Genomic DNA, 19,927 nt, shown 5'->3' with positions numbered 1-19,927 from the left:
AATGAAATCATTTCCTGATCTAGTATTTTGAAGAGGATTCCTCTATAATTGAAAATGATTATCAATTATAGAGGAAATGAGGTTCTTTTACATATGCTAAAACGCTTTTTTGCCTATTACAGGCCCTATCGCGGTCTGTTCTTTTTAGATTTCTTTTGCGCTGTCGCAGTTGGATTAATGGAACTTGGTTTCCCGCTGATCGTGAACTACTTCATTGATACATTATTACCAACAGGGAATTGGACGGTCATTGCCTGGACCGCACTTGCTCTGTTTATCATTTATGCACTCAGCTCGGTGATGCAGTTTATTGTGTCGTACTGGGGTCACATGTTAGGTATCAATATTGAAACAGATATGAGGAAGAAGCTGTTTGATCATTTTCAGCGTCTCTCATTTAAGTTCTTTGATAACAACAAAACGGGTAAGCTTATGTCTCGGATGACAAATGACCTCATGTACATTGGTGAGGTGGCTCATCACGGACCTGAGGATTTGTTTATTGCAATTATGACGATTCTTGGCGCCTTTGCTGTCATGCTGATGATTAACTGGCAGCTTGCTATTTTAACCTTCTTGATCATGCCTGTCATCATCTGGCTCGCCCTTCATTTTAATAAGAAGATGACGCAGGCGATTACACAGCTGAACAATGACATTGGAGACTTTCACGCAAGGGTTGAAAACAATATTGGCGGCATTCGTCTTGTTCAAGCCTTTGCCAACGAACATTTTGAGAAAAAGCGTTTTGCTGAAAACAACAACCGCTTTCGGAAAGCGAAGCTTCTTTCATATAAAATCATGTCGGTTAACGGCTCAATCAGTTACATTCTCACACGTCTTGTGACACTGTTTGTCCTTCTGGCAGGGACATGGTTTGTTCTGCAGGGTCAATTAACGGCAGGTGGATTTATCGCGTTTGTTCTCATTACAAACGTCTTATTCAGACCGATTGATAAAATCAACACAGTGATTGAAATGTATCCAAAAGGAATTGCGGGCTTTAAAAGCTATGTCGATTTACTTGAAACAGAGCCAGATGTGAAGGATACAGAGGGAGCTCGTGATGTATTCGGACTGAAAGGTGAAATTGAATATCGAAACGTAACATTCGGCTACGATGAGCACAGCCATGTGTTAAAGGATATCGATTTGAAGATCAAACAAGGAGAAACCGTTGCGTTTGTTGGTCCCTCAGGAGCCGGGAAATCGACGATTTGCAGTTTGCTGCCACGTTTTTATGATGTGGATAAAGGGGAGATTACGATTGATGGTGTAAGTACAAAAGCGATGACCCTGTCTTCTTTAAGACAGCAGATCGGCATTGTGCAGCAGGATGTCTTTTTATTCTCAGGCACCATTCGAGAAAACATCGCATACGGCAACCTAGAAGCCAGCGATGCAGAGATTTGGGAGGCTGTACGTCGTGCACATTTAGAGGAACTCGTTCAGCGTTTCCCGGAAGGATTAAATACGGTGATAGGCGAGCGCGGCGTCAAATTGTCAGGCGGTCAAAAGCAGCGCTTGTCAATTGCGCGGATGTTCCTAAAAAATCCTTCGATTCTTATTTTAGATGAAGCTACATCAGCACTTGATACAGAAACAGAAAAAGCTATACAGGATGCACTGAGCGAACTGGCTGTCGGCAGGACAACACTCGTCATTGCCCACCGCCTGGCAACAATTAAACACGCCGACCGTATCATCGTCGTGACAGAGCAAGGCATCCAAGAACAAGGCCGCCACCAAGACCTCATCCAAATGGGCGGCGTGTACAGCAGACTGCATGAAGCGCAGTTTGGTCATTGATAGTAAGGCGTAAATGAGTTCAGCTATTGAGTTAGACTCATTTTTTTACATGTGATAATAAAAAGAGGTTCGTCCTGCAAATATTTAAATCACCATTTAAATGGAATTTTGATATAATTTAAGGAAATTAAATCCAAAAGGAGAGGGTTGTTTGAGCGAAACAGCAAAAACATTCATGCTGAAAAGCATTCACTACGTGACTCTTGTTGGTTTATTTATATTGATCATTCCAGCTGGAATCAACCCAGTATTCTTTTATATTGGGATTATTTTATTTGGCATTCACCTTTTTGTAAACGTTATAGACAGTTTTTTAAGCAAAGTCAAAATATCGATAGCATTGATTATTAGTTTTACTCTCGTATTACTTGGCTTTTTTAAAATATTTTTTTGAAAAGATTTTCATTCGTTCAGTAGCCTTTTGATAAAGGGCTTTTTTTGTTAGGATAGAAAAAATGCGTGTAGGAAGGATCTGATGGAATGAAGGGGCTTCGGCGATTACAAAAGGGCGATAAGATCGGTATATTTTCACCTTCTAGTCCTGCATCAGCGACCTCGCCTCTTAGGTATGAGCGGGCGAAGAAGTGGCTTGAGCAAAAAGGATTCATTGTGGTTCCAGGATCATTAACCGGGAAAGAGGATCACTACCGGTCAGGTACAATTAAAGAACGAGCAGATGAGCTGAATGAGCTGATGGCTGGAGAGGACTTGGCGTGCATCATGTCAATGATTGGCGGGACGAATTCAAATAGTTTGCTTCCTTATCTTGATTTTGACCTGCTGAAACAACATCCGAAAATCATGATCGGTTATTCAGATGCGACAGCGATTCTTCTAGCGGCGTACGAAAAAACGGGACTGCCTGTTTTCTACGGGCCGGCGCTTGTTCCTTCTTTTGGCGAGTTTGAACCGTTTGTTAATAATACATATCAGTCATTTGAGGACATCCTGATGTCCCATCAAACCATTCCTTATCAGATTGAAAAACCGCCTTTTTGGACAGACGAACGAATCAATTGGGAAGAAAAGACGCGTGACAAAAAGCAGCGTCCGAATGATTGGTTGTGCGTCATAGAGGGACAGGCGGAAGGCAGATTGATCGGTGGGAACTTGAATGCGATGTACGGCATATGGGGAAGTGAGTTCATGCCAGCCATCCAAAACGGAGACATCCTCCTCATTGAAGATTGCATGAAAACCGCTTCTGTTGTAGAAAAGAATTTCTCTTTATTGAAAGTAAATGGAGTGTTTGAACGGGTATCAGGGATTCTTTTAGGAAAACATGAGCTGTTTGATGATGAAGGAACGGGCAAAGAACCTTACGAGATTTTACTTGAGGTGCTTGGAGAGACAAAAAAACCGCTCATCGCTGATTTTGACTGTGCCCATACGCACCCAATGCTTACGATGCCAATCGGGGCACAAGTGAAAATGGATGCTGCTTCTAAACAAGTTTGGTTAACTAAAGAGTGGATATAAGAAAAAGAGCAGCCCGCGGCTGCTCTTCTTTATGAAACCTTCTCTTTTTCAAATGGCTGTAGGAGGTCTTGCGCTTTTTTCCCCTCTACGACAATTAAGTAGTCAGATTCTAAATGAGTGAGCCTGAAGGTTTCAAGCTCTACGATGTTCTTAATGCTGCACATTGTTTTTTTAGAATACACATATAAACGATGCTGAGCCTGCTGGCACTTTTCATAAAGAGAAATAAGCTTATGTAAATTCAACGCTTTCGCAGTGATTCGGATTGAATAGATTTGAGACATCTTCATATCCTCCTGTTAATTACTTTCTCACAATAGCTTAGTTACCCCCATTTGCCCAGATATAAACCTTTCTCTATGATTTCCACTCAATGGTTCCTCCGCCCGTCCGCCGATTGCCCCTTATCGCAGACAGCTCTTCGACTAGACGGAGCAGAGCCTGATCCTTTAATTTTGCTTCAATCATGAAATCTACATCCCGGCCATACGGTTTTAATGCTTGAAAAAGCGGTAAGACAAAATGCATATCTACTCCATCTGCATGACTGCGTATAGCTTTTTCTGATTTAGGGGAAGACAAATGGATTTTGGGCGGAATGCCAGTCTCTGTCCAAGTGTCGAACATTCTTGGCAGGATGTCATCGAGTGCGGTATCATCATCTTTATTTGCCACGTGATGATGGTAATCAAAAACAAACGGAATGTCATGCTTTTCACATACACCAAGCGTTTCGAGCGACGTATATGTTTTGTCATCGTTCTCAAGTGTCATTCTCGCTTTGATATGAGCTGGAAGCTGTTTGATATTTTCATCAAAGCGTTGAAGAGCCGATTCTTTATCGCCATAAGCCCCGCCTACATGAATGTTCATGTAGCCTTCCTTTTCGAGCTTCATCGCCTCAAGCATCTGATAATGATACGTTATATCGATGACGGCATTTTCTGTAATGGAAGGTTTGGGGCTAGTAAACAAGGTGAATTGATTGGGGTGAAAACTGACCCGTAAGCCGTGCCGTTTCACCAGCTTGCCGATCTCAAGAAATTCTTTGTGAAAAGGTGTCACAAAGTCCCAGCGCACCTCTGGATGGGTCGCGAGCGGGACGATCGAGCTTGAAAAACGGTAAAGCGGGATATCATGAGCAATGGCGAAATAAAGCGTTCTTAATGTATTCACGAGATTGGCCTTCGTTGTTCGCAATAAAGCCTCTTTTCTTTCTCCCTTAGCGAGCTTGCTGTATCTTGCAAAGGTCAGCGACTTGGCAGGAGAAGCTTCCCACAAGGTGACGGCATTGGATACATAACCAAATCGATAACGCATAGGTCATCTCCTTTATAAAAAATACGAGAACATGGCGGCAACCCACTCAAGCGGCCGAGTGAAAAGCGGACGCTTTGACAATGTTTCTTCTGTCAGGATCTCAGAAACCTCCATATGCTCCCGAATCTTTTCTTCTACGTGTACAGTAAAAGCGGGATCATCAATGGCCACATCTACTTCTTCGTTTAAAAACAAGCTGCGTTTATCAAAATTCGCGGTACTAATCATACAGCGGCTGTGATCAATCAAAATGGCTTTCGAATGATAAAACCCTTTATAAAAACGATAAACAAGACATCCAGAGGCAATCAGGTCCTTCAAATAATGAAAGCCAGCCTCTTTGACAAGTGGATGATCCGCTTTCATTGGAAGGATGATTTCAACTGTGACGCCCCGCTTTCGTGCATCAAGCAGCGCCTTCAGAAGAGGGGCTGATGGAATAAAATAAGGCGTACAGATGATGATCTGTTTCCTCGCCTGCTGAATATCTTGAAGAAATAAAGCTTCTAAAGAAAAGCCGGCAGTCGCACGTGTTGTGCATTGTAATGTTCCCGGTTCCAATGCAGGGAAAACCTCATATTGCAGCTGATGAATGCCAGACGAACGGTACAAATCATTCAGAAATACATGCTGGAGATCTGCGACAACCTGTCCAGTCATCCGCAAATGATAATCCTTCCAAATGCCAAACCGGCCTTTCTTCCCGACATATTCATCACCTATATTAAATCCGCCAATATAGCCAATTTTCCCATCAATCACCGTTATTTTACGGTGATTTCTCATGTTTAGACGGTAAATCAAAAAAGGGAAACGAGGCTTATTTAAAAAGTAAAATTGAATGCCGCTTCTTTCTAGCATGTCAATCGCCTTTTGATCAAACGGATAGGAGCCTAATCGGTCGGTCAGCAAAAAGACGGAAACTCCTTGCTCTGCTTTGGCTTTCAAAGCTTGTAAGACCCTTTGACCAATCTTGTCGTTCTTTACAATAAAGAACATCATATGAATAGAAGAAGAGGCTTGCTGTATATCGGTAAGCAGCTGATCGAAAAATGGTTCGCCATCATGATAAAAAACGGCATCGCCGCTTGTTTGGTCAAAAGACCTTTCAAATGCGTGAGTAGAAAAATATTTCCTTCCCATATAAAGGTCTAACATCACGAGCAAAACGATGGCAATGAGTACGAGTAGGATGATCAATGCGATCATGAAACTTCCTCCTTTTTTGCATATTTCAATAGTGTACCCAAACGCGTAAAAAATATTGACTGAATACTCATTCATTATTTATGATAGAGGTACAACATGGAAACGGAACAAAGTGGGTTTTGGGGAATGAAAGGGGGAGCAAGATGAATAGCCTTTTAATCATCAACTTGATCGCATTTGCGGCGGTGACCGCTTACGCAGTGTATTTGTTTGTTTATCTCATTCGAACACGAGCGGCGTATATTCGTCTTGGTAAAAAAGAAGAGTTTCAACAAGACATGAAGAAACGTTTAGAGCGTGTTTGGGTCAATGTATTTGGGCAAAAGAAGCTGTTAAAGGACAAGAAGAGCGGCATCATTCACGTGCTGTTTTTCTACGGATTTATCCTCGTACAGTTCGGAGCCCTTGATTTTATTCTGAAGGGGCTTATTCCAGACAGCGGGCTTCCTTTAGGTCCGGTGTACGGCGTCTTTACGTTTTTCCAAGAGATTGTCACACTTCTCATTTTAGTGGCCGTTGTATGGGCTTTCCATAGAAGATACGTGGAGAAGCTTGTCCGTTTAAAACGAGGCTTCAAATCAGGTCTAGTGCTTTTATTTATTGGCGGCTTAATGCTGACAGTCTTACTTGGGAACGGCATGAACATCATCTGGCATGGACACTCTCTATCACCAATTGAGCCAATCGCTTCTGGTATTGCTTTCTTGCTGGGCGGAATTTCACCTCTTGCGGCTGCGATTGTTTTTTATGCCGCATGGTGGGTGCATCTTCTTATTTTGCTGACATTCTTAGTATATGTTCCGCAGTCAAAGCACGCCCATCTGATTGCAGGGCCTGTGAACGTATTTGTCAGCAGATTAGACCCGCCAGGCAAGCTGCAAAAAATCGATTTTGAAGATGAGACACAAGAGACCTTCGGTGTGGGGAAAATTGAAGACTTCCGTCAGTCTCAGCTCATCGATCTTTACGCTTGTGTGGAATGCGGGCGCTGCACGAATATGTGCCCGGCAACAGGGACAGGGAAGATGCTGTCTCCGATGGATTTGATTTTAAGGTTAAGAGATCATTTAACCAATAAAGGAGCCGCTATTACATCAAAGACACCTTGGGTCCCGCAGCTTGCCTTCAAGCAGACAACAGGAAACCAGCTGGCATTGCAGGCGAGAGGAGCAGGTGCGGAAGAGTCGGCTGCCAGCTCGATATATCATCCTTCTCTTATTGGAGAGGTCATTACAGAAGAAGAAATCTGGGCATGTACGACGTGCCGAAACTGTGAAGACCAATGCCCTGTCATGAATGAACACGTTGATAAGATTATTGATATGCGCAGATATCTTGTCTTGACGGAAGGAAAAATGGACGCAGATGCACAGCGTGCCATGACAAGCATTGAGCGCCAGGGGAACCCGTGGGGGCTGAACCGGAAAGAAAGAGAAAATTGGCGTGAACTGAGAGAAGATGTGCATGTGCCGACAGTGAAAGAGTTGAAAAAAGCAGAGCAAACCTTTGATTATTTATTCTGGGTTGGTTCAATGGGGGCATATGACAATCGTAGCCAAAAGATTGCACTTGCCTTTGCAAAGCTCCTCAACGAAGCGGGAGTATCCTTTGCGATCCTAGGCAATAAAGAGAAGAACTCAGGTGATACACCAAGAAGACTCGGAAACGAATTTTTATTCCAAGAGCTTGCTGCAAAAAACATTGAAGAATTCCAGAAAAACGGCGTCACAAAGATCGTCACGATTGATCCACACGCCTACAACTTATTTAAAAATGAATATCCAGACTTCGGACTTGAGGCAGAAGTGTACCATCATACAGAATTACTGGCAGAGTTAGTGAAAGAAGGGAAAATAACACCTGTACATGAAGTAAACGAAGTGATTACCTTCCACGACTCTTGCTACTTAGGCAGATATAACGAAGTGTACGACCCGCCAAGAGACATTTTAAAAGCCATTCCTGGTGTGACGCTGAAAGAAATGGAGCGCAATCGTGAAACTGGTATGTGCTGCGGAGCAGGCGGGGGCTTAATGTGGATGGAAGAAGAGACGGGTACGCGGATTAACACTGCACGAACGGAGCAGGCGTTACAGGTACAGCCGTCCATCATCAGCTCAGGGTGTCCTTATTGCTTAACGATGCTGGGAGATGGGACGAAGGCGAAGGAAGTAGAGGAGCAGGTAGGCACATTTGATGTCGCCGAACTTCTTGAAAAATCAGTGTTTGGTGAGCCTGGAAAGCAGGTGTCGTAAACATGACAGGCCGATGAATAGGATATTCATCGGCTTATCCATGGCGCTGCTTCATCAGCTGCCTAAATGATATGTAAGCGGTAACAAACGGGGAGGGGCATATATGAGTACGACGGTCATTGTATCTGGAGCAAGAACACCATTTGGAAAACTAGGCGGTGCTCTCAGTGGTTTGACTGCCGCAGAACTAGGCGGTATAGCGATCAAGGCTGCACTGGAAAGAGTTTCGGGTTCTCATGAAATAGATGAGGTCATCATGGGAAGTGTTTTACAAGGAGGGCAAGGGCAGATTCCTTCAAGGCAAGCAGCAAGATATGCTGATCTTCCTTGGTCTGTTCCAACACAAACCATCAATAAAGTCTGTGCATCCGGAATGCGCAGTGTGACTGCAGCAGATCAAATCATTCGAGCCGGAGATGCTGAGGTCATCGCAGCGGGCGGTATGGAATCCATGTCTCACGCTCCTTATCTGCTAAAAAAAGCGCGGTGGGGCTACAAAATGGGAGATGGTGCAGTACAAGATGTGATGATTTTAGATGGGTTAACCTGTTCGTTTACAGGCGTTCATATGGGTGAGTATGGAAGTATGGCTGCAAAGGAGCTCGGCATCACGCGCGAAGAGCAGGATCTGTGGGCACTCAGAAGTCATGAACGGGCCATCGAAGCGCAAAAAAACGGCTTTTTTCAACATGAAATCACCCCCGTCACCGTCAAAATAAAAACGGGAGAACGGCTGATCACAGAAGATGAGTCTCCGCGGCGTGATACGTCATATGAACGGCTGTCTAAGCTCATGCCTGTTTTTGATCAGAAGGGGACCATCACCGCTGGAAATGCACCAGGTGTCAATGATGGTGCAAGTGCGCTCCTTTTAATGAAAGACACGTATGCTGCACGGCATGACGTAAAGCCAATGGCAGTCGTTCTCGGTCATGCTCAGGTTGCTGTAGAGGCGAAGGATTTTCCGAAAACACCAGCCTTTGCTATCGAGAAGCTTTTAGAGAAAACAGGAAAGCGCCTAGAGAATATTGATTTGTTTGAAATCAATGAGGCCTTTTCAGCTGTGGCTTTGGCATGTGAAAAAATAACCGGGATCGACCGGCGGAAAATGAATATCAACGGGGGGGCTGTTGCACTCGGTCATCCGATTGGGGCAAGCGGAACACGCGTGATATTGACATTGATTCATGCATTAAGACAAAGAGGCGGAGGCATTGGCATTGCGGCGATTTGCAGCGGAGGCGGTCAAGGAGACGCCATCATGATAAAGGTAGATGAAAAGGGAGGCGTTTATTGATGAGTATAGAAGAGACCGTTATGGTCGTTGGGGCTGGTCAAATGGGATCAGGCATTGCCCAAGTGTTTGCTCAGTCGGGCTATACAGTCCTGCTCCATGATGTATCAGAAAAGCAGATTCATCGAGCGATCTCCTCCATGACCAAACAACTGACGAAGCGGGCAGAAAAAGGAAAGCTGGCACATCAGGCAGTCCGAGATATTACGCAGCGGCTTGCCGTTTCCACAGATTTAAAAGACATGCAGCAGGCTCATTTAGTCATAGAAGCCGCATCAGAACAAATGAGTGTGAAAAAACAAATCTTTGAAACACTTGATCAATTTGCAGAGGCTGAGGCCATATTTGCGACAAACACGTCTTCCTTGTCGATCACAGAATTAGCAGCTGTGACGAGCAGACCGGAGAAAGTGATTGGCATGCATTTTATGAATCCGGTTCCTGTCATGAAACTCGTTGAAGTCATTCGAGCACTGCAAACGAGTGATGACACATATCAAGTTGTTTATGAAACAGCGAAGACATTAAACAAAACCCCAATTGAAGTGGAAGACTTCCCGGGGTTTGTATCAAATCGCATATTGATGCCAATGATCAATGAAGCTATTTACACCCTGTATGAAGGCGTAGCAGATGCAGAAAGCATTGATGGCGTGATGACACTTGGGATGAATCATCCAATGGGGCCGCTTCGTCTAGCTGATTTCATCGGACTGGATACATGTTTATTTATTATGAATACCCTTCACGAGGGACTTGGAGACAGCAAATATCGGCCTTGTCCTCTTTTGAAAAAATACGTGAATGCAGGCTGGCTGGGCAAAAAGACAAAGAGAGGTTTTTACACATACCACGACCACTCATAGGGGGAGTCAAGATGGATGTTTTGCTTACGGATCAACAGCGTCTCTGGAGAGAACAGACAGCAGAATTTGCACGCCAGCGTATATTCCCTGAAGTAGAAGCCATGGAACAAGGCCGGTTTCCAAACACCCTTTTAAGTGAAATGGGACGGCAAGGCTATCTAGGAATTCCAATACCAGCTTCGTATCAAGGCTTAGGAGCAGATTTTATAACGTATATCATTGCAATCCATGAATTATCGAAAGTGAGTGCGACCATCGGTGTCATTGTGTCCGTTCATACATCTGTTGTGACGATGCCTATTTTGACTTTTGGAACGAAGGAACAAAAAGAAACCTATGTCCCGCCGCTTGCATCCGGGAAGAAGCTGGGCGCCTTTTGTCTGACTGAACCAAAGGCCGGATCAGATGCCTCCAGTATTCAGTTAAGAGCAGAGCGGATGGGCGGCGATTATGTATTAAATGGGACGAAAATCTTTATCACAAGCGGCGGAGAAGCAGAACTGTATCTTGTCTTTGCGGTGACTGATCCGGCTTCTGCGAGAAAAAATATATCGGCGTTCATTGTCGAGAAAGATACGCCGGGATTTACGATTGGAAAAGATGAGAAAAAGATGGGACTGCACGGTTCAAAAACAGTCACGCTTCATTTTGATGGCGTGCGGATTCCAAAAGATCAGCTGCTCGGTGCAGAAGGAGAGGGCTTTCAAATTGCCATGTCCAGCCTAAATGCAGGGAGAATCGGAATTGCGGCTCAAAGCCTTGGCATTGCAGAAGCCGCTTTAACCGAGGCAGTGACCTATTTAAAGAAGCATCCAGCAGGTCTTGAAACGACCATTCGGCTGGGCGATTTGGCGGCGAAGCTTGAGGCGGCCAAACTGCTCGTCTATCAAGCGGCTTCTTTCAAAGAGGCAAATCGACCGGTCACAAAGGAAGCATCAATGGCAAAGCTATTTGCGTCAAAAACGGCGGTAGAGATCAGTACAGAAGCGATCCATTTGCTAGGCATGGATGGTTATACGAATCGCTATCAAGCAGAACGTTACTTTCGTGATGCGAAAATTTGTGAAATCTATGAAGGAACAAGTGAAATTCAAAGGCTGGTCATCTGTAAACAGCTAATATGAAACGAGGTGGTTCACGATGCAGTTCCAATTAAGTGATGAACATGAAATGATTCAAAAAATGGTGAGAGACTTTGCGAAAAATGAAGTGGAGCCAACAGCAGCAAAGCGAGACGAAACAGAGACATATGATCCATCTATTTTTCGCAAAATGGCGGAGCTCGGTTTGACGGGTATCCCTTGGCCGGAAGACGTGGGCGGAATTGGCAGTGACTATTTAGCCTACGTCATAGCAGTTGAGGAGCTTTCAAGAGTGTGCGCCTCTACAGGTGTCACCCTGTCCGCTCATACATCTCTTGCTTCATGGCCAATCTATACATTCGGAACAAAGGAACAAAAAGAGAACTACTTAAAGCCGCTTGCAGAAGGGCAGAAGATAGGAGCATACGCACTTACTGAGAGCGGTTCTGGTTCAGATGCTGGCGGAATGAAGACAACGGCCGTCAAGGCAGGCAGTGAATATGTCTTGAACGGGGCGAAAATTTTTATTACAAATGGGGGCATTGCAGATTATTATATTGTGTTTGCCGTAACAGACCAAGAAGCTTCGTCTCGAAATACAACTGCTTTTATTGTAGAAAAAGAGACACCTGGTTTTTCCGTTGGCAAAAAGGAAAGTAAACTGGGCATACGTTCTTCGCCAACAACTGAAATTCGATTTGAAGATTGCCGAATTCATGAAAGGAACCGGCTCGGTCAAGAAGGAGAAGGGTTCAAAATAGCCATGATGACACTCGATGGCGGCAGAAACGGCATTGCTGCACAGGCGGTTGGGATTGCTCAAGGCGCTCTTGATGCGGCGGTTGATTATGCCAAGGAACGTAAACAATTTGGCAAACCAATCATTCAGCAGCAAGGGATCGCCTTTAAGCTAGCTGATATGGCAACAGCGATTGAAGCATCAAGGCTGCTTACTTACCAGGCGGCATGGCTCGAAACGAAAGGCCTTCCGTATGGGAAGGAATCTGCCATGTCCAAGCTCTTTGCCGGTGATACAGCGATGAAGGTGACGACAGAAGCGGTTCAAATCTTCGGCGGGTACGGCTACACAAAGGATTACCCAGTCGAACGATACATGCGTGATGCGAAAATCACTCAAATTTATGAAGGAACTCAGGAAATCCAGCGTCTGGTCATCTCAAGGAAACTGCTAGATATGTAGAAAACAAGCAAAGACCGCCTGAACGTGAGGTGGTCTGTTTTCGTTTGTCATGCAGTTTTCAAATGTAAGCGCATTGTCAATGTTCATCCATCTCACCATCGTGTTATGTTAAAATTAGGGAAAATATCAATATGGAGGTTATGATGATGAACTCAACAATTATGGGCATTTTGGCAATCGTCACGATGGTGATCTGGATCATGGTGTCCGCGGAGCTTTCGAAATCTCCAAAAAAGCAGGAAGAAAAAGAAAACAGCCGCAGAAAACTAATCGTACTCATGTCTGCTGGAATGTTATTCACGATTCCTATCGTTGTCTCACTCATACAGAACATCCCATTTTAAAATAGACGAGAAAAAACTGAACGACAAAAAGCATACCGTACACACTCTAGGTGCTCCCCGTGAGAAAAATCAAAAATTAACATCAATAAAGGTGGCATAAACTCCCCTAATTTGTTTATAATGAGAGGTATGGTTTGTCGTAAGAATAAGGTATAAGTACTTATTATTTCACTGATAAATGGATACATACATGTAATAGAAAGGGAGTGTCTGACCTTGAGTTTGAAAGAATACTCACAGGAACAGCTCAAACAAATGTCTTTAGTTGAACTTGCTTATGAAATTTTCAGAGACAGTAAAACACCAATTACGTTTTCCGAGTTAATAGATGAAATTGTCCGTTTGCAAGGAATACAAAAATCCGATCTAGATGATCGACTTGCTCAATTTTATACAGACTTAAATATAGATGGCCGCTTTATTTCGTTAGGTGATCAGAGATGGGGACTTCGCAGCTGGTATCCAGTTGATCAAATCGAAGAAGAAGTTCAGCCAGCTGTGAAAACAAAAGCGAAAAAGAAAAAATCAAAAGCAGCTGTCGTTGAAGATGACTTCGATGAGATCGAAGAGGAAGAAGAAATCGACGAGCTTGAAGAAGACCTTGATCTTGTTGAAGACGACGATGATCTCGACCTAGACGATGATGAAGAAATTGAAGAAGATCTTGAAGACTTCGACGAAGATGATGATGAAGATGATGACGGCTTAACGGAGATTGATGAAGACGATTTAGACGATGATGAGGAAGACAAATAACCCTCTCAAACCGGTCTTCAAAACAGGACAAAACCGTCTTGACTTTCGAGAGCGAACTATGTAGTATGTATTTTGGGCTCTCTAAAAAAGAGTACGTAAAGATACGTTCATTTACGCTCCCTTTCATTTATTTGAAAGGGAGCTTTCTTATTTTTCAAGAGATTTAGGGATACACTCTAAAAAGGATGAAGCTGTGCATGTGTAGACATGCAAGGGTAAAAAAGAGAGGAGCATACGAAATGACAAAGTATATTTTTGTAACAGGAGGAGTTGTTTCCTCACTTGGAAAAGGAATCACGGCTGCATCGTTAGGCCGCCTTCTGAAAAATAGAGGGATGGATGTCACCATTCAAAAATTCGATCCATACATCAACGTAGACCCAGGGACAATGAGTCCATACCAGCACGGTGAGGTTTTTGTCACAGATGATGGTGCTGAAACAGACCTTGACTTAGGTCACTACGAGCGTTTCATTGATATTAACTTAAATAAGTACAGCAACGTCACAACTGGTAAAATCTACTCTACTGTTCTGAAGAAAGAGCGCCGCGGTGATTACTTAGGTGGAACAGTACAGGTCATTCCCCACATTACAAATGAAATCAAAGACCGCGTGTACCGTGCCGGAAAAGAAACGGGTGCAGATGTGGTCATTACAGAAATCGGCGGAACAGTAGGGGATATCGAATCCCTTCCATTCCTTGAAGCCATTCGTCAAATGAAGAGTGACATCGGCCGTGAAAACGTGATGTACATTCATTGTACCCTTGTTCCTTACATCCGTGCAGCGGGTGAATTGAAAACAAAACCAACACAGCATAGTGTAAAAGAACTTCGCAGTCTTGGTATTCAGCCAAACGTCATCGTGGTCAGAACGGAAATGCCAATGACGCAAGATATGAAGGACAAAATTGCGCTGTTTTGTGATATTGATACAAAAGCTGTTATCGAATGTCAAGATGCGGACACGCTATACTCCATTCCGCTTGATTTACAAAAACAAGGGCTGGACAAGCTAGTATGTGAACATATGAAACTTGACTGCCAAGATGCGGACATGACGGAGTGGACAGCGCTTGTTGATAAAGTGCAAAACCTTTCGAAACAAGTCACAATTGGTCTTGTAGGGAAGTATGTTGAGCTGCAAGATGCTTATATTTCAGTCGTTGAATCACTTCGTCATGCTGGTTATGCGTTTGATGCAGATGTTCAAATTAAGTGGATCAATGCAGAAGAAGTGACAGCAGAGAATATCGCTGATTTCGTACAAGATGTTGACGGTATTATTGTTCCTGGAGGCTTCGGAGACCGCGGAGTAGAAGGGAAAATCATTGCTACGCAATATGCCCGTGAAAACAACGTGCCATTCTTCGGAATCTGCTTAGGAATGCAAGTGGCATCTATCGAATACGCGAGAAACGTATTAGGCCTTGAGGGAGCTCATTCAGCGGAAATTGATCCTGAAACAGCATTCCCAATCATTGACCTTCTTCCAGAACAGAAGGATGTAGATGATCTAGGCGGAACACTTCGTCTCGGTCTATACCCTTGTAAATTAAATGAAGACTCAAAAGCATTTGCTGCATACAATGACGAAGTGGTCTACGAACGCCACCGTCATCGCTACGAGTTTAATAACGAATACAGACAGCAAATGGAAGCAGCAGGCTTTGTCTTTTCTGGTACAAGTCCAGACGGACGTCTTGTTGAAATTATCGAGCTGAAGGATCACCCTTGGTTCCTTGCTTCTCAGTTCCATCCAGAATTCGTTTCAAGACCGACAAGACCACAGCCGTTATTTAGAGATTTCGTTGGTGCTTCACTTCAAGCATCTGAATCAAAATAAAACAAAAAACTGCCGAGAATATCACTTCTCGGCAGTTTTTTTATGCATATTCCTCAACGATTTCCTTCACAGTAAACGATAGAGCGTGGTAGACGTATAAGCAGGTCATTAAAGCTGGATAACCAGACCTTGTCCCATCTTCAGCGGGCACAAGCGGTTTCTTGAGCTGGAAATCAATGTGGACATCACAGTGCTCTTCAATTGTGGACGGCTCCTTTTGTACCGGGCCTACACCAACAACGGGCGTACCTTGTTCGTGCAGTTCTTTGACAAGAGATTGAATTTCTTGATCTTCTGGATCTGAATAAAATAGCAGCACCCTGTCACTTGGATGAAGTAAGCTGCGCTCCTTTTGATCGAGGGGCAGTACCTTCGCACCGGGAAACGGCTCCTTGCTTTCAGATGCCTCTAGGGCGACAGCAGCCAGTTCATTCTTTCCGTGAAAATAAACGGCATGTCCACTGACCACAGCTTGTGCAAGAAGGCGTGCACCGTCCTCAATCGCTTCAGCCTGCTTTTCTCCAATACGTGAAAAAATACCTGATAACTGGGTCGTAAAAATTTTTAACAAGACTCATTTCCTCCTTCGGTCAGATCATTTTATAATAGAATATAAAGAGAATATTAGGAAAAATGCTCAGAAAATGTCGTAAAGTAAACAATTATAATTAAAGGAAATGTGAAAATCAAACAGAATTATTTAACAACAGCTCTTTTTATGGCGAAAAATGAAAGCAATGGGGTGTAACAGATGAATGAGAAAATATTAATTGTCGATGATCAGTACGGTATTAGAATATTATTGAATGAAGTGTTTCATAAAGAAGGCTATCAAACCTTTCAAGCTGCCAATGGACTTCAGGCATTAGATATTGTGAAAAACCATAGACCGAACCTTGTCCTGCTTGATATGAAAATTCCCGGAATGGATGGTATCGAAATTTTAAAACGAATGAAATTAATTGATGAAGACATCCGTGTCATCATTATGACAGCTTATGGCGAATTAGATATGATCCAAGAATCCAAAGAACTCGGTGCATTGACGCACTTTGCTAAGCCTTTTGATATTGATGAAATCCGAGATGCTGTTAAAGAATATCTGCCGCTTGAAACAAATGGCTAGATGGAAATGATTGAATCGATTCATTCTGTTGCCGATTTGTCGAATAATTGGTATTCTAGAAAAGAAGAAGAAAGCGATCTGACTTTGAAAGTTTACATATGGCGAGAAATTCTGGTCATGCTAGGGTGGAGAGCTTTTTTTAGCAAGCAAATTAGCTACATAGGGAGGATTTTTCATCATGCCTTTAGTTTCAATGACAGAAATGTTGAAAGACGCAAAGGAAAAAGGTTACGCTGTTGGACAGTTTAACTTAAATAACTTAGAATTCACGCAAGCGATTTTACAAGCTGCTGAAGAAGAGAAATCTCCTGTTATCTTAGGGGTATCTGAAGGAGCAGGACGCTACATGGGCGGCTTCAAAACAGTTGTCGCAATGGTTAAAGCGTTAATCGAAGAATATAATGTAACAGTTCCTGTTGCGATTCATTTAGATCACGGTTCAAGCTTTGAATCTTGTGCAAAAGCGATTCATGCAGGATTTACTTCTGTCATGATCGATGCTTCTCACCATCCATTCGATGAGAATGTGGAAACAACGGCGAAAGTCGTTGAACTTGCACATTTCCATGGTGTGTCTGTAGAAGCTGAACTTGGAACTGTTGGTGGGCAAGAAGATGACGTCATCGCTGAAGGCGTTATTTATGCTGATCCAAAAGAGTGCCAAGAGCTTGTAGAACGCACTGGTATTGACTGCCTTGCACCTGCATTAGGTTCAGTACATGGTCCATACAAAGGTGAACCAAACCTTGGTTTCGCCGAAATGGAAGAAATTGGTAAAACAACTGGTCTTCCACTTGTTCTTCACGGCGGAACAGGTATTCCAACTGCTGACATCAAGCGTGCAATTTCACTTGGTACAGCAAAAATCAATGTAAACACTGAAAACCAAATTGCTTCTGCGAAAGCAGTACGCGAAACACTTGCTGCAAAAACAGAAGAGTATGATCCACGTAAATATCTTGGACCAGCTCGTGACGCAATTAAAGCGACTGTTATCGGCAAAATGCGCGAATTTGGTTCTTCTAACCAAGCATAATTTGATGAGAACCGAAAGCCGCCTGAGTCACAGGCGGTTTTCTCCATATCTTGAGAAAGCGCAATCAAATTTACATTTCAGACAATTTATTGATAGGAGAGTGGCACAGTTATGTTATTTTTCGTAGATACAGCGAATATTGAAGATATTAAAGAGGCGCACGAGCTTGGCATTTTAGCAGGCGTCACAACAAACCCTAGTTTAGTAGCGAAAGAAAAGGACGTCTCATTCCACGACCGCCTTCGCGAAATCACTGACGTGGTATCAGGTTCTGTCAGTGCAGAAGTGATTTCCTTAAAAGCAGAGGAAATGATTGAAGAAGGAAAAGAGCTTGCTGCCATCGCACCGAATATCACAGTTAAAATTCCAATGACTACAGATGGCCTTAAAGCTGTCAAAGCATTAACAGACCTTGGAATTAAAACAAACGTCACTTTGATTTTTAGTGCAAACCAGGCACTTCTTGCAGCTAGAGCTGGTGCGACGTATGTCTCTCCATTCCTTGGCCGCTTAGATGACATTGGCCAAAATGGTCTTGATCTCATCAGCGAAGTGAAAACTATTTTTGATGTTCATGGATTAGATACACAAATCATTGCTGCATCTATTCGTCATCCGCAGCATGTGACAGAAGCTGCGCTTAGAGGTGCTCATATCGGCACAATGCCGCTGAAAGTCATCAAGCAGCTGACGAAACACCCATTAACGGATGCAGGCATTGAGCAATTTTTAGCAGACTGGAATAAATAAATGATTGTGGCAGGCGGGATCGTCTCTCGTTTGCCGCAGTTTTCCTTATAAACGCTAAGAAATGTTTTGTGCAAAGAAGAGAACATCACAGCCTCGCAAAGCTTCGATTATTTTTCTTCCGACAAATTTCGTTTAACCTGTATTCTTTCTCTTGATATTGGCTAAATTTTGGACAAGACCTTTTAAAGCGCGACATCCACAATCAGTATAACTCCAGCAGTGATCTTCTTTAAGAAGGGAGACAAATATGGAAAAGTTAAACATTGCCGGCGGTGATCCCTTGCGCGGGACCGTACATATTAGTGGTGCGAAAAATAGTGCTGTGGCACTGATTCCTGCCACGATTCTCGCTGATTCTCCAGTAACCATTGAAGGCCTTCCGCATATATCAGATATCGACACATTACGGGATCTGTTAGAAGAAATTGGCGGAAAGGTCACTTTTGAAAAAGGTGAAATGGTTGTGAATCCTGTTTCCATGATCAGTATGCCGCTTCCTAATGGAAAAGTGAAGAAACTGCGTGCATCCTATTATTTAATGGGCGCCATGCTGGGCAGATTTAAGCAGGCTGTCATTGGACTGCCAGGAGGATGCCACTTAGGACCTAGGCCGATCGATCAGCATATCAAAGGCTTTGAAGCACTTGGAGCCGAGGTGACAAACGAGCAGGGTGCGATTTATTTGCGCGCTGAAAAATTAGTCGGAGCCCGGATTTATCTTGATGTTGTCAGTGTAGGTGCGACGATCAACATCATGCTGGCAGCCGTACTGGCTGAAGGAAAAACAGTGATTGAAAATGCTGCAAAGGAACCCGAAATTATTGATGTAGCGACACTGCTTGCAAGCATGGGAGCCAAAATCAAAGGTGCGGGGACTGATGTCATTCGTATCGAAGGTGTAGAATCTCTTCATGGCTGTAAGCATTCAATCATTCCTGACCGCATCGAAGCAGGAACATTTTTAATAGCTGGTGCAGCGATGGGAGATGAAGTTGTACTTGATAATGTGATTCCAACTCATTTAGAATCAATTACGGCGAAACTTAGAGAAATGGGGTTCACCATTGAAACGAGCAACGATCAGATGCTGATCGTTGGCAGAAACGAAGGACTCAAGCCTGTCGATATCAAAACCCTTGTGTATCCGGGCTTTCCGACTGACCTTCAGCAGCCGATGACGGCGCTGTTAACAAAAGCGAAAGGCACGAGTGTGGTCACAGATACGATCTACTCAGCACGCTTTAAGCACATTGACGAATTGCGTCGAATGGGTGCAAACATGAAGGTCGAAGGAAGATCTGCTATTATTACCGGACAAACCCAGCTCCAAGGAGCAAAGGTCAAAGCAAGTGATCTGCGTGCAGGCGCTTGTCTTGTTGTCGCAGGATTAATGGCAGACGGTGTGACCGAAATCACAGGGCTTGAACATATAGACAGAGGATATAGTTTGCTTGAGAAGAAGCTTGAAGGCTTGGGTGCAACCATCTGGCGCGAAAAGCTGAATGACCAAGAAATAGAAGAACTTCAAAATTCATAAGGCTTTGACTGTGAGA

General features: G+C 43.6%; 19 protein-coding genes. 15 read left to right on the top strand and 4 right to left on the bottom strand.

The features are described 5' to 3' along the window. The first annotated feature begins 93 nt into the window (after positions 1-93). From M1D81_RS17640 to M1D81_RS17630, 3 genes are all read left to right on the top strand, one after another. Complete coding sequence (locus M1D81_RS17640; RefSeq protein ID WP_456266182.1) at positions 94-1,809, top strand: ABC transporter ATP-binding protein; 1,716 nt, start codon at positions 94-96, stop codon at positions 1,807-1,809. A 151-nt stretch (positions 1,810-1,960) separates the two neighbouring features. Continuing rightward, positions 1,961-2,203 carry a hypothetical protein gene (locus M1D81_RS17635; RefSeq protein ID WP_456266183.1) on the top strand — a complete coding sequence of 81 codons (243 nt, stop codon included), beginning with the start codon at positions 1,961-1,963 and terminating at the stop codon, positions 2,201-2,203. An 86-nt stretch (positions 2,204-2,289) separates the two neighbouring features. Continuing rightward, on the top strand, positions 2,290-3,288 hold the full coding sequence (locus tag M1D81_RS17630; RefSeq protein ID WP_456266184.1) for a S66 family peptidase: 999 nt from the start codon (positions 2,290-2,292) through the stop codon (positions 3,286-3,288). Positions 3,289-3,317: 29 nt separating this feature from the next. Here M1D81_RS17630 and M1D81_RS17625 read toward each other — a convergent pair whose 3' ends face one another. The 3 genes from M1D81_RS17625 to cls form a co-directional block, all read right to left on the bottom strand. Next, positions 3,318-3,572, bottom strand: a complete 255-nt coding sequence (locus M1D81_RS17625) for a general stress protein (protein ID WP_456266185.1) — start codon at positions 3,570-3,572, stop codon at positions 3,318-3,320. A 73-nt stretch (positions 3,573-3,645) separates the two neighbouring features. Continuing rightward, positions 3,646-4,608 (bottom strand): UV DNA damage repair endonuclease UvsE, encoded by a 963-nt coding sequence (uvsE, locus tag M1D81_RS17620; protein ID WP_456266186.1) that lies wholly within the window; start codon positions 4,606-4,608, stop codon positions 3,646-3,648. A 12-nt stretch (positions 4,609-4,620) separates the two neighbouring features. Beyond that, positions 4,621-5,817, bottom strand: a complete 1,197-nt coding sequence (gene cls / locus M1D81_RS17615; protein WP_456266187.1) for a cardiolipin synthase — start codon at positions 5,815-5,817, stop codon at positions 4,621-4,623. Between the two features lie 143 nt (positions 5,818-5,960). Here cls and M1D81_RS17610 point away from each other — a divergent pair, with 143 nt between their 5' ends. The 8 genes from M1D81_RS17610 (at position 5,961) to pyrG (ending at position 15,462) form a co-directional block, all read left to right on the top strand. Next, positions 5,961-8,072, top strand: coding sequence for a heterodisulfide reductase-related iron-sulfur binding cluster (locus tag M1D81_RS17610; RefSeq protein WP_456266188.1), 2,112 nt, complete (start codon positions 5,961-5,963; stop codon positions 8,070-8,072). 103 nt (positions 8,073-8,175) lie between these two features. Further along, complete coding sequence (locus M1D81_RS17605) at positions 8,176-9,369, top strand: acetyl-CoA C-acetyltransferase (RefSeq protein WP_456266189.1); 1,194 nt, start codon at positions 8,176-8,178, stop codon at positions 9,367-9,369. Continuing rightward, a complete protein-coding gene (locus tag M1D81_RS17600) occupies positions 9,369-10,232 on the top strand; it encodes a 3-hydroxybutyryl-CoA dehydrogenase (protein WP_041108180.1) in 864 nt (287 codons plus the stop codon). The genes M1D81_RS17605 and M1D81_RS17600 overlap by 1 nt, the downstream gene beginning before the upstream one ends. Positions 10,233-10,243: 11 nt before the next feature. Then, on the top strand, positions 10,244-11,356 hold the full coding sequence (locus M1D81_RS17595) for an acyl-CoA dehydrogenase family protein (RefSeq protein WP_456266190.1): 1,113 nt from the start codon (positions 10,244-10,246) through the stop codon (positions 11,354-11,356). Positions 11,357-11,372: 16 nt separating this feature from the next. Further along, positions 11,373-12,515 carry an acyl-CoA dehydrogenase gene (locus M1D81_RS17590; protein ID WP_087977765.1) on the top strand — a complete coding sequence of 381 codons (1,143 nt, stop codon included), beginning with the start codon at positions 11,373-11,375 and terminating at the stop codon, positions 12,513-12,515. A 146-nt stretch (positions 12,516-12,661) separates the two neighbouring features. Further along, positions 12,662-12,859, top strand: coding sequence for a hypothetical protein (locus tag M1D81_RS17585; protein ID WP_197172998.1), 198 nt, complete (start codon positions 12,662-12,664; stop codon positions 12,857-12,859). A gap of 216 nt (positions 12,860-13,075) precedes the next feature. After that, positions 13,076-13,615 (top strand): DNA-directed RNA polymerase subunit delta, encoded by a 540-nt coding sequence (gene rpoE / locus M1D81_RS17580; RefSeq protein WP_024423751.1) that lies wholly within the window; start codon positions 13,076-13,078, stop codon positions 13,613-13,615. Positions 13,616-13,854: 239 nt separating this feature from the next. After that, the gene (gene pyrG / locus M1D81_RS17575) at positions 13,855-15,462 is read left to right on the top strand and encodes a glutamine hydrolyzing CTP synthase (RefSeq protein ID WP_456266191.1); all 1,608 of its coding nucleotides are present in this window, start codon (positions 13,855-13,857) and stop codon (positions 15,460-15,462) included. Between the two features lie 40 nt (positions 15,463-15,502). On the opposite strand, the gene M1D81_RS17570 is transcribed toward pyrG, so the two are convergent. Beyond that, positions 15,503-16,033 (bottom strand): DUF2529 domain-containing protein, encoded by a 531-nt coding sequence (locus M1D81_RS17570; RefSeq protein WP_456266192.1) that lies wholly within the window; start codon positions 16,031-16,033, stop codon positions 15,503-15,505. Positions 16,034-16,213: 180 nt separating this feature from the next. On the opposite strand from M1D81_RS17570, the gene M1D81_RS17565 reads away from it, so the two are divergent. The 4 genes from M1D81_RS17565 to M1D81_RS17550 all read left to right on the top strand — a co-directional run bounded on the left by M1D81_RS17565 (position 16,214) and on the right by M1D81_RS17550 (position 19,911). Next, on the top strand, positions 16,214-16,588 hold the full coding sequence (locus M1D81_RS17565) for a response regulator (RefSeq protein WP_003214681.1): 375 nt from the start codon (positions 16,214-16,216) through the stop codon (positions 16,586-16,588). A 178-nt stretch (positions 16,589-16,766) separates the two neighbouring features. Further along, entirely contained in the window at positions 16,767-17,624 is an 858-nt protein-coding gene (locus M1D81_RS17560; RefSeq protein WP_024423748.1) for a class II fructose-bisphosphate aldolase, read from the top strand. A 111-nt stretch (positions 17,625-17,735) separates the two neighbouring features. After that, positions 17,736-18,374 carry a fructose-6-phosphate aldolase gene (gene fsa, locus M1D81_RS17555; protein WP_024426351.1) on the top strand — a complete coding sequence of 213 codons (639 nt, stop codon included), beginning with the start codon at positions 17,736-17,738 and terminating at the stop codon, positions 18,372-18,374. Positions 18,375-18,621: 247 nt separating this feature from the next. Further along, entirely contained in the window at positions 18,622-19,911 is a 1,290-nt protein-coding gene (locus tag M1D81_RS17550) for a UDP-N-acetylglucosamine 1-carboxyvinyltransferase (protein ID WP_024423746.1), read from the top strand. Positions 19,912-19,927: the final 16 nt, after the last annotated feature.

It is taken from the genome of Bacillus sp. JZ105, assembly GCF_053903125.1.
Note: the sequence above shows the minus strand (reverse complement) of the source record. Positions and strands in the feature narration are given on the sequence as shown.